This is a genomic window from Gilliamella sp. BG3, assembly GCF_046635605.1.
GTDB lineage: Bacteria > Pseudomonadota > Gammaproteobacteria > Enterobacterales > Orbaceae > Gilliamella > Gilliamella bombi.
On sequence record NZ_JBIDFE010000001.1, the window covers coordinates 84,283 to 99,691 of the forward strand.

Below are 15,409 nucleotides of genomic sequence, written 5' to 3' on the forward strand. Positions count from 1 at the left end.
AAACAACAGTGAAAACTGATGAATATAAGGCAAATCATTCGTCAAAAACGGCGACAATTATCTCCCGATGAACGTGAGATTGCACAACACGCTATATATCAAAAAATTGCCTGTCACCAAGCGATTAATAAAGCAAGAAATATCGCCATATTTTTATCATTTGATGGCGAAGTCGAAACCCAACCTATAATTAACTATTTATGGCAACAAAATAAATCCGTCTATTTACCTGTTATCCACCCTTTTGCAACCAAAAACTTACTCTTTTTAAAATATACCAGTCAAACTCAACTCATAAAAAATAACTTTGGTATATTAGAACCAAAGTTAAGTGTATTAAATGTACTTCCTTACCATCAACTCGACATTGTTTTTACGCCACTAGTTGCTTTTGATCAACGAGGTTATCGTATGGGAATGGGAGGAGGATTTTATGACCGATTACTAGCAGATTATCAAAACCAACAAATTTTACCAATTGGGCTTGCTTTTGCTTGCCAAAAAGTCCAACATATTGAGAACAAACCTTGGGATATTCGATTGCCCGAAATTATTTACGCTTGAATTTATTGATAACAATTTAAAAAATTGTCAAAATTTTCATAATTATCAAAAAATAAATGATTTAGTGTATTATTCCATTGAGAACCTTAAATTTAGAAATACACAAATTTATAGATATAAATTAGATGTTGTGAGTTTAAATATATTTTAACGTATTGAAAACCCACAATATCCAGCTTTTTACTATGCACTACCGTCCCATATATATGTTTTAGTAATTTTAAATTCAAAAATTAATTAATTGATTATTTTAATTTACAAAAGCGCTTTAATATACTAGAAAGGAGTGTTGCAATGTCAGACAAAAAAGTACTAACCACTAATAACGGCGCACCAATAGCCGATAACCAAAATTCCCGAACTGCAGGTCCCCAAGGTCCAATATTGATAGATGATTTTCAACTTATCGAAAAACTCGCCCATTTTAACCGTGAAAATATTCCTGAAAGACGAGTCCACGCCAAAGGCTCCGGCGCACACGGCACCTTTACAGTCACCAACGATATCTCCAAATATTCTTACGCTAGCCTATTTGCCAATGTTGGTAAACAAACTCCAATTTTTGCTCGTTTTTCGTTAGTAGGAGGCGAGCGAGGCTCATCAGATACGGCACGTGATCCCCGTGGATTTTCAGTAAAATTTTACACAGACCAAGGCAACTGGGATATAGTAGGCAATAATACACCTGTATTTTTTATTCGTGATCCACTCAAATTTCCTGATTTTATTCACACTCAAAAGCGTGACCCTAAAACTAATTTAAAAGATCCACAAATGATGTGGGATTTTTGGTCTTTATCACCAGAATCACTTCATCAAGTTACTATTTTATTTTCTGATCGCGGAATCCCTGATGGTTACCGCCATATGCACGGCTATGGTAGCCATACTTATAGCTTAATCAATAAAGATGGCGTTCGCACTTGGGTTAAATGGCATTTCAGAACTGAGCAAGGAATAAAAAACATTCATCCTAAAAAAGCAGCAGAAATGGATGGAACTAATCCAGATTCAGCACAAGAAGATTTGTTCAAAGCCATTGAGCGAGGAGATTATCCAAAATGGCGACTTTACATACAAGTAATGACAGAAGAACAAGCTAACAACCATCCTGAAAACCCATTTGATGTTACTAAAGTTTGGTCACAAAAACAGTTCCCATTAATCGAAGTCGGCGTAATGGAACTGAATCGTAATCCAGAAAACTATTTTGCTGAAGTTGAACAAGCAGCATTTGAACCAAGTAATGTAGTGCTAGGAACGGGTTTATCACCAGATAAAATGCTTCAAGGTCGAATTTTTGCTTATGCCGATGCACATCGTTATCGTATAGGAACTAATTATCAACAACTACCGATCAATGCTCCAAAATGCCCTGTTCATAATTATCAACGCGATGGCGCAATGCGCTTTTATAGTCCAGATAATGCTCCTAACTATGAGCCTAATAGCGTCGATAGCGCACCAAAACAACAACCACAATATGCCGAACCGCCAATGCATGTACCAGCTGGCACAATGGACAGGCACGATCATCGTGTTGATGACGACTATTACTCACAACCACGCGCATTATTTAATTTAATGCAGCCTGAGCAAAAACAACTGCTTATTGATAATATCGTTGGCTCTATGAAAAACGTGAATCGAGACATTCAAATCAGACAGCTCAAACACTTCTATAAAGTGCACCCTGACTATGGAACTGGAATTGCCAAAGGATTAGGCATTGATATTGACCTAATAAAAAGCTAGTACTTAAAATAAAATGCCGACAATTTTAGTCGGCATTTTTAATTATTGGCTGTAACTAAATACACAAATATAAATTGATCACGTTATAAAATTTATAAAAACACTTCATTAATTTAGCAAAGTCACATATTATTAGCATAAATTACAGTAAAATCATATAACTTATTGAAGTTAAAAGGATTATCCGATGAAAATCATTAATCTAATTGTTATATTGTTGTTTAATTGTGTCGGAGGATTGCTAAGTTATCAATGGTGTTATCGTTTTATCAAAAAACAATACCATACACCTGAATATTATTATTTAATGTATTATGGATTGTGTTATTTGTGTTATTTCTGTTTTATTCTTATTTCAATCTTCATTTTAAACAAAATAAAAAAACCGTCAGGTTTAGTCTTTTGTGGTTTACTTATTGGCATTTTAATTAGCCTTATTTTTATGATTATCCCTCGGTTAATTCGATATCCTTATTTATATCAGCGTTATTTAATCAATTCGATTGGTATTGATTTGCTGATATCAGCATGGATCACGCTTAATTTTATAATATACCCAGCTATTTTATTGTGCTGTCACTACTCAATTTTTTGGATTGAAAAAATATATAAGAAATGTATTTTCAAGCAATAATAGATGTTTCCCCATAGATAAAATATTAGGCAGTACGCACGAGTATAAATAAAAATAAGATCGCAACTTGTTAAAAAGCATTTAACGATCTAAAAAACAATATTTTTTACTGAAACGTAGGGTTACCTGAAACTTTTTGACAAAATTATACTCACTTGTTTATTTAATTTTTTAAAGACAAATGAAAAATTCATGCTAATAAAAAAGATGTTTGCTAATATATTTTTACGATTGTTTTAATTAACCGTATTGAAGTTCAACTAATCTATTGATTTCGTATGAAACTTAATCAGTTAGGTAACCAATACGGTTATAACCATCTAAATTAGGTTCTGATAGCTGATTTTTGCCGAACAATTTCAAATAAACAAACACCAGTTGCAACCGATACATTTAGTGATGACACAATACCTGCCATTGGAATGCTCACCAATTCATCACAGTGTTCTTTGGTTAAACGACGCATACCTTCACCTTCAGCACCCATTACCAATGCAAGTGCGGTCTGTGTTGATGTTTTATAGAAGTCTGTTTGATAAAGCGTTCTATCAGCTTCTCCAGCGGTGCCCACAATCCAAACTTGGTACTCATCTTGCAGCATTCGCATTGTACGAGCCAAATTGGTCACCCTAACCACAGGCACGCTTTCAGCTGCACCACAAGCAACTTTTTGTGCCGTTGAATTGAGCGGTGCGGAGCGATCCTTTGGTACAATAATAAAATCGACACCAGCAGCATCAGCAGTTCTTATACATGCACCTAAATTATGCGGATCAGTTACACCATCTAAAATTAAAATAACTGGATTTGACTGTTGTTCCATGAGCAAAGGTATATCATTTTCTTGATAACCTCGATTCGGCGTAACCATGGCTAAAATACCTTGGTGCACGCCGTTTTTTGACTTTTCATCTAACCATTGACGATTAGCCATTTTTACAGGCAAGCCAAGTTGTTCTAATTGACGCACAACGGCAAGAAGTCGTTTATCTTCACGCCCTTTAATAATAAATACTTCAATAATTCTTTCTGGCGAACGTGCTAATAATGCTTCAATGGCGTGCAGGCCATAAACTGTTTCACTCATTTATTTGTTACTCTTTTATTTTATTAACTATTTAGTTTTATTGGTTGATTTAGATTTACTACGTTTTTTACTTTTGGCTTTCACTTCAACTTTAGCACTTGCTTTCATGCTTGATTTAGCGTTCGATTTTGCCTTTTTTGGGGTACTTGATTTAGTACTTGGTTTAGTATTTTGCTTAGTATTTGGCTTCGCGCTACTTTTTTTACTGGTTGATTTTTTGCCTTTTCGTTTTATTGGTAAATCGGCAATTTGATCGTTTTTGACTTGTTTGGACTTATCTTTTGCCGTTTTACCCTGACGTTTTGGCTTATTATTACTGCCAACCAATGAAAAATCAATTTTACGTTCTTCTGGATTAACATTATCGACTTTCACTTGCACTTTATCGCCTAAACGATAAGTAAAACGTGTATTTTCACCAACTAGGCGATTGTGCGAGGCATCAAAAAAATAGTAATCATTTTCAAGCGATGACACATGCACTAAACCATCGATAAATAGATCGTCCAACCGCACAAAGAAACCAAAATTAACCACGCTTGAAATAGAGCCGTTAAATACTTCACCTACATGATCTTGCATGTAATCACACTTAAGCCAATCCACCACATCACGTACTGCCTCATCAGCTCGTCGTTCGGTCATTGAACAGTGTTCACCAAAGTAAAGCATTTCATTTGTATCATAACGATACCCCCCTGTTTTACTGGTTTTATGTTTTTCATCAGCTAAAATCCATTTGATAGCACGATGCAAAAGCAAATCAGGATAACGGCGAATTGGCGAAGTAAAATGTGCATACTCCTCAAGTGCCAAACCAAAATGTCCTCGATTTTCTGGATCATAAATAGCTTGTTTCATAGAGCGTAAAATCACGGTTTGCAACATATCATGATCAGGGCGTGTTTCAACCACTTTCATTAATTCAGCAATATCTTTAGGTTTAGGACTTGCACCACCACCAAGTGATAAACCAAGTTCACTTAATACACTGCGCAAGTTACTCATTCGATCTTCATCAGGTCTGTCATGTACACGGAATAATGATGGCACTTGGGCACCAATCACTAATTTTGCCGCTGAAACATTGGCTAAAATCATGCACTCCTCAATGATTTTATGTGCCACGTTACGCTGTGCTAGCTCGACACTTTCAATACGCTTATCAGCATTAAAGATGAATTTAGGCTCTTCTGATTCAAATCCTATTGCACCACGGGTAACCCGTGCTTTATCAAGCACATTATAAAGTCCATAAAGATTTTCAAGATGAGGGACTAATTCATGATAGTGTTCACGAAGTTCTTCATCACCATCTAAAATCTTAGCCACTTTAGTATACGTTAACCGAGCATGCGAGTTCATTACCGCTTCATAAAACTCAAACCCCGTCAACCGCCCACGATTAGACACCGTCATTTCGCAAACTAAACATAAGCGATCAACTTGCGGATTTAACGAACAAAGCCCATTAGATAATGCTTCTGGAAGCATTGGTACAACTCGTGAAGGAAAGTAAACCGATGTACCTCGTAAACAAGCCTCTTTATCTAACGCCTTACCTGGTCTAACATAATAACTCACATCTGCAATAGCCACCCATAACCGATAGCCACCACCACGATTTTTTTGGCAATAAACCGCATCATCAAAATCACGGGCATCTTCACCATCAATTGTTACCAAAGGTAATTGTCGCAAATCTCTTCGCCCTTTTTTAGCGCTTTCTGGCACTTGTTCGGTGAACTTGCTTACCTCTTTTTCAACAGCCTTTGGCAATTCATAAGGGATTTCGTGATTCCGCAGAGCAATATCAATCGCCAAATTAGTCCCCATCATTTCACCGAGCACTTCTTTTATAATGCCAACAGCTTTTTGACGGCGTTCAGGGCGTTGTTGTAACTCAACCACCACCACCGTTCCCATACGAACCGTGCGGCTAGGTTTACCCGCAATTAAAATATCAAAGTTTAAACGGCTATCATCAGGGACAACAAAACCAACACCTTGCTCAATAAAATACCGCCCAACAATTTGATTATTGCGTGGCTCTAAAATTCGCACAACACGAGCTTCCATTTTTCCGCGATATTTAGTTCCCATTGGCTGAGCTAAGATTACATCGCCTTGTAAAACTTTTTTCATTTGCTCCGGTGATAAAAAATAGTCTTCAGGACTTCCTTCAACGCGTAAAAAACCGAATCCATCACGATGCGCAATCACACTGCCTTTAACCATATCAAATTTTTCAGGCAAGGCATAACATTTACGGCGTGTAAAAACTACTTGTCCATCACGCTCCATTGCGCGCAAACGACGATGCAATGCCACTTTTTGCTCTTCATTTTTAATATCAACAGCTTGAGCAATTTTTTCTAAACTAGCAGGCTTTGCTTCTTGTTTAAGGTAATCTAAAATAAGCTCTCGACTGGCAATTGGGGAATCATACTTCTCGGCTTCGCGGTCAAAAAAAGGATCTTTTATCATAAGGAATATCCTGTGACTAATATTAACTGTAGCATAACACAGAGTCGTATAACTTAAAATGAAGATTCAATTTATAACCAAGAATCAAAATCTATAAAATAATTTATAAAAACATAAAAAACATCTAAATCTGCATCAAAATAACGTATTGAGCCTTAATGGCACTGCTAAAGAATCATAATTCAGTAGATAATTGTTTTACAATACTACATAAATCGTATTATGTTGATTTATATTAATGATAATTTTTAAATCAATATTATGAAAATAGTTATAGAGATGTTTGGTTTAGGGCATTTTGTTTTTGCCAAATAAAACGTCCTAAACCTCACTAGGTTAGAATAAGTCATAACTCTCAGTTATTTACACCATAAGCTCCCTTTCGTCTCAAGATCTAAAGATTAAGTACCAAACGCTAAAAACTAAGGTGCGGTGCAAAGGCCATAGCGGAAGTAGCTGGCACTGAGGCTGCCGACGTTGCCGTCGTACGAGTAGACATCGAACCGGTTGCTACCTGTCGCGTCGCTCGTCCAGTAGTAGCCGTCGACGAAGCCCGCATCAGTGTAGTTGTACATGCGGCCCCACTCCGTGAAAAAGCCAGCGCCTATGTGACGCATGTAAGAATTACCTGATGAACTAGGTGTTGCACCTAAATTATTATAGTTTGAATTGGTTAAATCTCTTACCCGTGGCATTCGATAACCCAAACTATTACACCATGTGGTTTGATTAGAATGGTTATCTATCTTACCTCCCCGATTGACGAACCACTGCCTTAATACAAATCCATATTTTACTACCTCACCGCCATATATATCTCTACCCACTAACTCAAACGTCTGCGGTAACTGTGGCTTAGTAATTAGGTTAGGATGAGGATTGTACCATTGATTTCTTGCCTCTGGACCTGTTAGCTTAACGCGTGCTACAACTTGTCCCCTATCTTCATAAGGAATCCAGTGATCATTGGGTACAACATTTATCACGCTTGCAGTAATTCCCTCATGCCTGACAGGTGCCCATGTCAATTCTCTTACATCTATTCCTGTAATGAGTAAATCAAAATATAAATTATCCGCACCTGTAGTTGGAAAATTGAGGTTATATGATCCAGGATTGGTTGATTGAACTAAGAAGCCCTTCTTAGGATTCCATATGTTAGCAGGGCCTGCGTGTTTGCCGTCATCCATTTGTAGATTCGGTCTTGCATACTTGATAACTGGCTCCGCTGGTAATGGTTCGGATAGTAATATTATTGCATCACTACGATTACCCGCTCGATACTTTTTGTCATTCGCCTGTACATTCCATGACAATGACAATAATAACAGTGCTGATACTAGCAGAGCTGTTTTAGGTGATTTAGGTGATTTGAGCGATAATTTCGATAATTCGTTGAGAAATAATTTGGAAGATATAAATAAGTTTTGTGTAAAAACTCGTCGAATAGGATTATTTGATAAATTTAAGACATAGGTTTGCCAGTGCTGGTGTCTGGTGTCTGGTGTCTAAAATGATAATGCATTATGGTTCACCTGTCAAGTAATGATTTGTTTTATTTAAATTTTTATAATTATTCGCTTATTTAATAAGCTTGTTTTCCTATAGCGATAAAAGTATAACCATTTAAAAAATAGTTGGCTAGTTTTTTAGCGGATTTTTTGTAAAGAAATGTAAAGATAAAACAATTCGACTTTATAGATAGGTTAATTTTATAATTAAAATATGGTGTTAGCTTTATAGCTTTTGAATTTTGTCGGAATAACTGATATTGGTGGTAACGTTTAATTTAAGAATTTTGAGCGTAACATCTTACAACTCACATGAGATACAAAATATGAACTACGGTACCCAACGCTCTCGCTCTTAACCATCGGTATGATTTACTCGAATCATTATGATATTCGCCTTTTTTAAGCCTATTTGCTTTGCTAAAAAGTGCCAAGTTGTTCCTGATAAATTGGCATCCCTAACAAAGCACAAACTCACCAAACAGTCCTATTTGGCGTGCTGCCCTCAGTCTATCAGCAAAGCACTCCGACACAGTTAAAAGATAGGTAGATTAACCTTGCCGTGTTGTGTGTTTTCTCTAAAATAGCTCAGGTAGACTATTGATTTTATTGAAGTTTTTTTATTTTACTTAATTTAAGTAATTATTAGCTAATTTCTGTTTTTATTACAATGTTTTTGCTGTGTTTTTGTGCCTTGCACACAACTAATCACTTTCGTTAGTTAACACCGTATGGGATATAAATTTACTTTTATACTAAATAGATATTTTATTGGAGCGGGAAACGAGGTTCGAACTCGCGACCCCGACCTTGGCAAGGTCGTGCTCTACCAACTGAGCTATTCCCGCTTATTGAGGTGCTTCGTAAGAAGTGGTGAGCATTATACAAAAATTTTTGTATCTCGCAACCTCTTTTTATTATTATTTTTTGTCTTTCAAACTATCTTTCCAACTAAGTGATTCAAAAACACCAAATAAAAATAGCCGTAACACTTTAAATTTGTCTTGTTGTTTTTCTTGTTTGGTCATGGTTGAGTTTAACATCCATGCTTGTAAACCATGAGTAACAGTAAAGGCGATTAAGCCAATATTGGCAACAACATTTGCCGGTTTTGGATATGGATGGATTAAGTTAAATAATAAAAATAACCACATTAATGAGTATAAAGTTTTACCAATAAAGATGAACATTAATTATCTTCTCGTATAAATAGATAGCTGTGAACTTGCCCTGCAATTTTTTCACGATGTAGGCGCCAATTAGTTGGAATATAAGTTGTTAGATCATGCTGTATTTCTGTTTCAATATAAATATAAGCCAACGGTTTTAGCCAGTTGTTATTTTCAAGTTCGTTAACCGTTTTTGCGACTAATGATTGATGAAATGGCGGATCGATAAATACAATATCAAACTGTTTTACTGCTGGCCTGTTTAGCCATTGTAAAGTATCAGTATGATAAATGTCGATTGCGTTGCTAGCAATAATCTGTTTATTTTTGCTAAGTAGCTGTGCTACTTGTTTATCTTTTTCGAGCAAAGTAACACTTTGGGCTCCTCTGGATGCTGCTTCAAAACCTAATGAGCCACTACCCGAAAAGCAGTCCAAACAATCACTATCATGTATAACTGACATTAACCAGTTATATAGAGTTTCTTTGATTCGATCGGTGGTTGGGCGTAATCCTTGTTTGTCTAGTACCGACAATTTACGCCCACGCCATTTTCCGCCAATAATTCTTATTGAACCATTCATGCTAAATCCTTTATTAGAATAGTTCTGAAGTATTACCTTCTGAATCTGTTACTTTCGTGCCCACCTCTTGGGTTGCATAAGTCGTTGGTTCGGTACCTTTTATAAAGTACTCTGACATTGTTTTAGATCCAGATTGAGGTAATAAACCTGTTTTTTGATCAATAGTAACAGAAATAACATTTGCAGGTTTTACATCTTCTATTACTGGTACATCTTTTAGGGCAACTTTCATATAATCAACCCATATTGGGTTTGCGGTTACAGCCCCTGCTTCAGCTCGGACAGTTCGCCCCAAGTCACGGCGATGATCATCAAATCCCATCCAAACAGTAGTTACAATATTGCCACCAAATCCAGAAAACCAAACGTCTTTAGATGAGTTAGTTGTCCCAGTTTTACCACCGACATCTTTTCTACCCAATGCTTTTACACGCCATGCAGTACCTTGCCAATCTGAACCACCAAATACGATGGATCGAAGACCATCTTTCATAATAAATGCAATACCACTATTTACCGTATGCGGTGCGTATTTTGGTGTTACATCAGTGACTTTATTTTCAGTATCAATATCAGGTAAAATTATATTATCATCTGCTTTTAGATTTTCTTGCTCTGGCTCTTCATTACCTAATTCGGTTGATTCATTTTCAACATTATCAAGTGATACTGGTGTGGCCCCTACAATGACGTCATCGTCAGTACAATTGTGACAAGCAATTAAAGGTTGATGCTGATAAATTAGACCTTTACCATCATTTTCCTCAATTTTTTCAATTAAATATGGTGATATTAAATAACCGCCATTAGTGATCACCGAATAAGCTCTTGCCACTTGCAATGGCGTAAATGATGCCGAACCTAAAGCTAACGATTCATTATGAGAAATGTTTTCTTTAGGGAATCCAAAACGCTCTAAATAAGTTGCGGCATAATCTATACCAACTGCACGCAATGCTCTTACCATCATTACATTTTTAGACATTCCTAGGCCAATTCTTAAACGTAAAGGTCCTGCATAGGTAGGTGGTGAGTTTTTAGGACGCCATGTAGCACTACCCGCAGAACGAACAATTGGTGCATCATTAAGAAGCGTAGCCATTGTTAAACCTTGCTCTAATGTTGAGGTATAAATAAATGGTTTAATATTCGAGCCTAATTGCCTTAGTGCTTGTGTTGCTCGATTAAATTTACTCAAATTAAAATCATAACCACCAACAATCGCTTTGATTGCACCATTGTCTGAATTAAGTGATACTAGCGCAGCGTTAACAGCTGGAATTTGTGATAATTCCCAATTATCATCAGTTTTTTTGACCCAAATTAACTGTCCTGCCTTGATGGTGTCAGAGACTTTTCTTGGGTAAGCGCCTTGTCTTGTATCGCTAATAAATGGACGCGCCCATTTCATGTTTTGATATGCAATAGTAATATTACTTTTATCAGATAATACCGCTGTTGCTTCTTTATCTGAAGATGTCATGACCACCGCTGGGCATATTCCGCCATAGCACATGTATTTATTAAGAGTTTGCTGGATTTGTTCAGAATTCCATGGTACTTCGTCTGGTTGCCATAATACTTTTTCAGCACCACGATAACCATGTCTGGTATCATACTCAATAATATGCTTTTGCACTGTTTCTGTTGCAGCTATTTGATCGGTTTTTGAGATAGTTGTATAGACTTTATAGCCATCTGTGTAGGCATTTTCGCCAAATTTGTCGTACATAAATTGACGTGCCATTTCGGCAACATAAGGCGCCGAAAACTCAATTTGTGGTGAGTGGTAGCTAGCGCCTAACGGTTTTTTAATCGCTTCGTCATATTCTGCTTGAGTAATATAGGATTGATCTAGCATTCGTCCTAGTACCCAATTGCGTCTAGTCAATGCTCGTTCTGGATGTGAAATTGGGTTGTAAGCTGATGGTGCATTTGGTAAACCAGCTAATAAAGCCGCTTCATCAACAGTTAACTGTTCAGGTGTTTTACCAAAAAAAGTATAAGATGCAGCAGCAACACCATATGCCCTCGATCCGAAGTTAATCATGTTAAGGTATAGTGCCATGATTTCTTCTTTTGATAACTCTTTTTCCATACGGATAGCCAAAATCATTTCTTTGACTTTACGCGCTATACTTTTTTCAGGTGTTAAGAAAAAGTTCTTAGCGACTTGTTGCGTAATTGTACTGCCACCTTGAGAAAATCCTTTCTGCTTTAAACCAATATACATCGCTCGAGCAATACCAACTGGATCGATGCCAAAATGTTCATAAAAACGAGCATCTTCAGTTGCAATGACCGCATTAATAACTATTGGAGGAATTTCATCATATTTCAGAGGGGTTCTACGCCGTTCACCAAAAATGGCAATTAATTCACCATCTTTGCTTAATACTTGCATTGGTGTTTGAAGTCGAACATCTTTTAATGTAGTGACATCAGGAAGATCCTTTGAATAATGAGCATAACCTGCAATACCAATAATTAAGCCACAAAGAAATAAGCCAATGAATAATTTTAGAATAATTTTTAACACTCTAATTAATATCACAAATCTTTCCTATTCTAAATTTTAAGGCAAAAATAATGGCACGAGAGTTCTCTCTGCGCCAAATTTAGTAACACTATCTTCAGTTCTGGATCTTCACATTGACATTAAAAAAAATGTCTATGGTTGATCGCTCGTTTATTAAAACACACAAAAATTATGCGCATTATCTCCCATATTTGTCTTTATTTTAAGTAATTTTTTGCAAAAGAATGAAATAATCCTAATTTAACTAAAGTAAAAAATGAATTATGTGGAGCATAAAACTTAGCATATCAAAGATACAATTACTGATTTCAACTCTTTTTTACTCAGTGTTAATCGCACTTTGTTTAGTTATGTTTGCTAACACATACTTAAATTGTTATACCTTTGTTATTATTCTATTATTAATAATAGAATGGTGGCACAGTCTGTGTTACTTCAAAACTATTAAAGACGAATTTGCGCTATTTCACTGTATCAATCAAATATACTGGCACAAACAACGTTGGTACTTAATGCATAGACCGTTGATATTTCGTTATATCATTATTTTAAACTTAAAATCACGACATAATGGCAAACGCTGTACGCTATTATTAATGGTTGATAATCTTCAACCTAATGATTGGCGTACATTACGTTTTTACTTAAAGCAAATCGAATTAAATTGACACAAACACCTACTTTCCTGAAACTTTTTGCCATAAAAATCGTTACACTAATGGGATTTTTTGATCCAATACTGATAAGGTTGAGATTCTATTTGCAATGACAGTAATTGATGATCCATATGGCGGCAAAAGCTAGGTACATCACGAGTAGTTGCAAAATCATCAGCGATCACATAAAGAACTTGTCCTATAGATAGTTCTCGGATCGCTTTTCTAATTAACATAATAGGTTCAGGACAACGCAATCCAAGCGTGTTGAGTTCTTTGTCAATAGTTATATTCATATTTAATAATTATAAAAACAGTTTACTTAGATAATGTGGTACAGCATCTTGAGCGTTAGAGCCAATAACCTCTAACTCAGGCAATAATGATTTTAATTCCGAGCTTCCGTTTTGCATTATACAACCTTTACCTGCGGCTTTTAACATTTCGTAGTCATTCATGCCATCACCAAAAGCGATACTATCTTTTAAACTGTAACCTAATTTTTCTACCACTTTTTTTAGTGCACTACCCTTAGACACATTTTCGGCCATCACTTCAAGGCAATTTAGGGTTGAAAAAGCAATGCTAAGTTTGTCACCAAATTTTGCATCAAGTCGATTCTTTAATTGGACTAAATGCGGGTAAAGTGCATTATCCGTTGTCGTAAAATAAATTTTAGCAACATCGCTAGTGTCAAAATTAAGTGGATTAAATAATTGATAAGTAAAATCTGTGTCTCGAAAGAATTCTAATGAATATGTATCTTCCTTATTAATTAACCAATGATCACCACGATATACATGAGTATAAATTAAAGGATCATCCATACTCATTTTAGCTATTTCACTAGCAAGCGATGGGGAAATACTTTGGCTAAAAACTAGATTACCTTCGCTATCATGCACCCTAGCACCATTTGCTGTTATCATAAAGGCGTCAATTTCCATGTTTTCACGCATTTGAGCGACATCAATGTGGTGTCTGCCAGTTGCAAAAACAAAGTGAATGCCTTTTTTACGTAACGCTTGAAGGACTTGCTTGGTATAAGGTGATAAGCTATGTTCAGGAGTTAATAAAGTACCGTCTAAATCAGAAGCAACAACATGCATAATATTCTCTACTTTTATAATTAATGGTAATAATAATATACTTTAAAACAATATTTACTTATCAAAGCAACTGCTAAAACAAGTTAAAGTATGATACAACTCCGTTAACATTTACTCAACCAATTGCGGTGTAATAAAAATAACCAACTCTCGTTTTTGCTGTTTTTTTCTATTATATTTAAATATATTTCCAATAATGGGCACATCGCCCGCACCAGGTACTTTTTGTTGCCCATTGGTGTTAAGCTGTTGAAAAATACCACCTAAAACTACTGTTTCGCCATTTTTTATTTGAACTTGTGTTTTGATCTCTTGTGTATCAATAGCTATTGCCTCACCACCATCACTACGTTTTATTGAGCGACCAGCCGTATTTTGCGTAATGTATAAGTCTAAAATCATCCTATCATCTGTTATTACTTTCGGTGTGACCTCTAGCCCTAACACCGCAGGCTTAAATTCAATAGATGTTGCACCATTACTACCACTAGAAACCTCGTAAGGAATTTCAGTACCTTGTTTTATCGACGCCATATTTTGATTGGCTGTTAACAAATTTGGGCTGGCTATAATTTCAAGTTGATTTTCAGATTCGAGCGCTGATAACTCTAAATTAAGTAAATGACCAGATATTTTAGCCAAATTAAAACCTACAGTTGTGGAGGGATAACTAGCTCCAAGCCCCACATCGAACTTATCTAATAATTGCGATGATTTTCCTGAATATCCCCATTTTATACCCAGCTCTGACATGCTCTCCTCATTCATAGTAACAATATGCGCTGAAATATGAACTTGAGGCATTGGTTTATCCAGTGTTTTAACTAATTTTTGGATATTAGCAAATTGTTTAGCTAAATCGGTAATGATAAGCGAATTTGTCCGCTTATCGAGCGTAATCTTGCCCCGTTCTGATAATAATCCTTGTTGTTGAATTGTTTCAATTAAGGTGGCTGGGTCTGCATGATTAACAGCTATAGGCAAAGAATTAAGTGGTTGGTTTAATTCTTTTTCTCTTTGTTCAGATTGCTGTTTTTTCAATAAAACTTCTGGTTCTATCGCTTTAGATACGAACAAAATATTATCGTCAATTTCGGCTTGTAAATTTGCCGAATCTAATATGATCTTTAGCGCTTTGTGCCAATCAACGTTGTTGAGTTTAATGGTTTGCTTAATTGGTATATCTTCGGTCATGACTAAATTCATCTGCTGATTATCGGCTAAAGCTTGTAAGATAATTGCAATGTCGGTTTGGTAGAATGTCATTGAGATATTTTGTTGCGAATCGACATTTACTGATTGCTTCATATTTGC

The 15,409-nt window shown here is 36.0% G+C and carries 12 protein-coding genes and 1 tRNA gene; 3 read left to right on the forward strand and 10 right to left on the reverse strand.

The genetic code is table 11. The features are described 5' to 3' along the window. Positions 1-18: 18 nt before the first annotated feature. Together ACGH6S_RS00390 and ACGH6S_RS00395 are read left to right on the forward strand one after the other, a co-directional pair. Positions 19-564, forward strand: coding sequence for a 5-formyltetrahydrofolate cyclo-ligase (locus tag ACGH6S_RS00390; protein ID WP_411578146.1), 546 nt, complete (start codon positions 19-21; stop codon positions 562-564). Between the two features lie 294 nt (positions 565-858). Beyond that, on the forward strand, positions 859-2,319 hold the full coding sequence (locus ACGH6S_RS00395) for a catalase (RefSeq protein ID WP_411578147.1): 1,461 nt from the start codon (positions 859-861) through the stop codon (positions 2,317-2,319). Between the two features lie 959 nt (positions 2,320-3,278). On the opposite strand, the gene rlmB is transcribed toward ACGH6S_RS00395, so the two are convergent. The 7 genes from rlmB to ACGH6S_RS00430 form a co-directional block, all read right to left on the reverse strand. Beyond that, positions 3,279-4,040, reverse strand: a complete 762-nt coding sequence (gene rlmB, locus ACGH6S_RS00400) for a 23S rRNA (guanosine(2251)-2'-O)-methyltransferase RlmB (RefSeq protein WP_411578148.1) — start codon at positions 4,038-4,040, stop codon at positions 3,279-3,281. 27 nt (positions 4,041-4,067) lie between these two features. Continuing rightward, on the reverse strand, positions 4,068-6,527 hold the full coding sequence (gene rnr / locus ACGH6S_RS00405; RefSeq protein ID WP_411578149.1) for a ribonuclease R: 2,460 nt from the start codon (positions 6,525-6,527) through the stop codon (positions 4,068-4,070). A gap of 422 nt (positions 6,528-6,949) precedes the next feature. Beyond that, the gene (locus ACGH6S_RS00410) at positions 6,950-7,849 is read right to left on the reverse strand and encodes a hypothetical protein (protein WP_411578150.1); all 900 of its coding nucleotides are present in this window, start codon (positions 7,847-7,849) and stop codon (positions 6,950-6,952) included. 961 nt (positions 7,850-8,810) lie between these two features. After that, positions 8,811-8,886 (reverse strand) — tRNA-Gly (locus ACGH6S_RS00415). Between the two features lie 72 nt (positions 8,887-8,958). Continuing rightward, entirely contained in the window at positions 8,959-9,228 is a 270-nt protein-coding gene (locus tag ACGH6S_RS00420; RefSeq protein ID WP_085164689.1) for a DUF1145 domain-containing protein, read from the reverse strand. Continuing rightward, the gene (gene rsmD, locus ACGH6S_RS00425) at positions 9,228-9,791 is read right to left on the reverse strand and encodes a 16S rRNA (guanine(966)-N(2))-methyltransferase RsmD (protein ID WP_411578151.1); all 564 of its coding nucleotides are present in this window, start codon (positions 9,789-9,791) and stop codon (positions 9,228-9,230) included. Before rsmD ends, ACGH6S_RS00420 begins: the two co-directional genes overlap by 1 nt. 13 nt (positions 9,792-9,804) lie before the next feature. After that, entirely contained in the window at positions 9,805-12,336 is a 2,532-nt protein-coding gene (locus tag ACGH6S_RS00430; protein ID WP_411578200.1) for a penicillin-binding protein 1A, read from the reverse strand. 257 nt (positions 12,337-12,593) lie between these two features. On the opposite strand from ACGH6S_RS00430, the gene ACGH6S_RS00435 reads away from it, so the two are divergent. After that, positions 12,594-12,998 carry a protein YgfX gene (locus ACGH6S_RS00435; RefSeq protein ID WP_366940510.1) on the forward strand — a complete coding sequence of 135 codons (405 nt, stop codon included), beginning with the start codon at positions 12,594-12,596 and terminating at the stop codon, positions 12,996-12,998. A gap of 47 nt (positions 12,999-13,045) precedes the next feature. Here ACGH6S_RS00435 and tusA read toward each other — a convergent pair whose 3' ends face one another. From tusA to ACGH6S_RS00450, 3 genes are all read right to left on the reverse strand, one after another. Next, positions 13,046-13,282, reverse strand: coding sequence for a sulfurtransferase TusA (gene tusA, locus ACGH6S_RS00440; protein ID WP_065589573.1), 237 nt, complete (start codon positions 13,280-13,282; stop codon positions 13,046-13,048). Positions 13,283-13,291: 9 nt separating this feature from the next. After that, a complete protein-coding gene (locus tag ACGH6S_RS00445; RefSeq protein WP_065589572.1) occupies positions 13,292-14,098 on the reverse strand; it encodes a Cof-type HAD-IIB family hydrolase in 807 nt (268 codons plus the stop codon). Positions 14,099-14,206: 108 nt separating this feature from the next. After that, positions 14,207-15,403, reverse strand: coding sequence for a secretin N-terminal domain-containing protein (locus tag ACGH6S_RS00450; RefSeq protein WP_411578152.1), 1,197 nt, complete (start codon positions 15,401-15,403; stop codon positions 14,207-14,209). Positions 15,404-15,409: the final 6 nt, after the last annotated feature.

What these genes read in the sequence shown, in the direction of transcription:
- rnr (WP_411578149.1), bottom strand. Translation starts at nt 6,527, where the DNA reads ATGATAAAAGATCCTTTTTTTGACCGCGAAGCCGAGAAGTATGATTCC.
- tusA (WP_065589573.1), bottom strand. Translation starts at nt 13,282, where the DNA reads ATGAATATAACTATTGACAAAGAACTCAACACGCTTGGATTGCGTTGT.
- ACGH6S_RS00395 (WP_411578147.1), top strand. Translation starts at nt 859, where the DNA reads ATGTCAGACAAAAAAGTACTAACCACTAATAACGGCGCACCAATAGCC.
- rlmB (WP_411578148.1), bottom strand. Translation starts at nt 4,040, where the DNA reads ATGAGTGAAACAGTTTATGGCCTGCACGCCATTGAAGCATTATTAGCA.
- ACGH6S_RS00390 (WP_411578146.1), top strand. Translation starts at nt 19, where the DNA reads ATGAATATAAGGCAAATCATTCGTCAAAAACGGCGACAATTATCTCCC.
- rsmD (WP_411578151.1), bottom strand. Translation starts at nt 9,791, where the DNA reads ATGAATGGTTCAATAAGAATTATTGGCGGAAAATGGCGTGGGCGTAAA.
- ACGH6S_RS00435 (WP_366940510.1), top strand. Translation starts at nt 12,594, where the DNA reads ATGTGGAGCATAAAACTTAGCATATCAAAGATACAATTACTGATTTCA.
- ACGH6S_RS00420 (WP_085164689.1), bottom strand. Translation starts at nt 9,228, where the DNA reads ATGTTCATCTTTATTGGTAAAACTTTATACTCATTAATGTGGTTATTT.
- ACGH6S_RS00450 (WP_411578152.1), bottom strand. Translation starts at nt 15,403, where the DNA reads ATGAAGCAATCAGTAAATGTCGATTCGCAACAAAATATCTCAATGACA.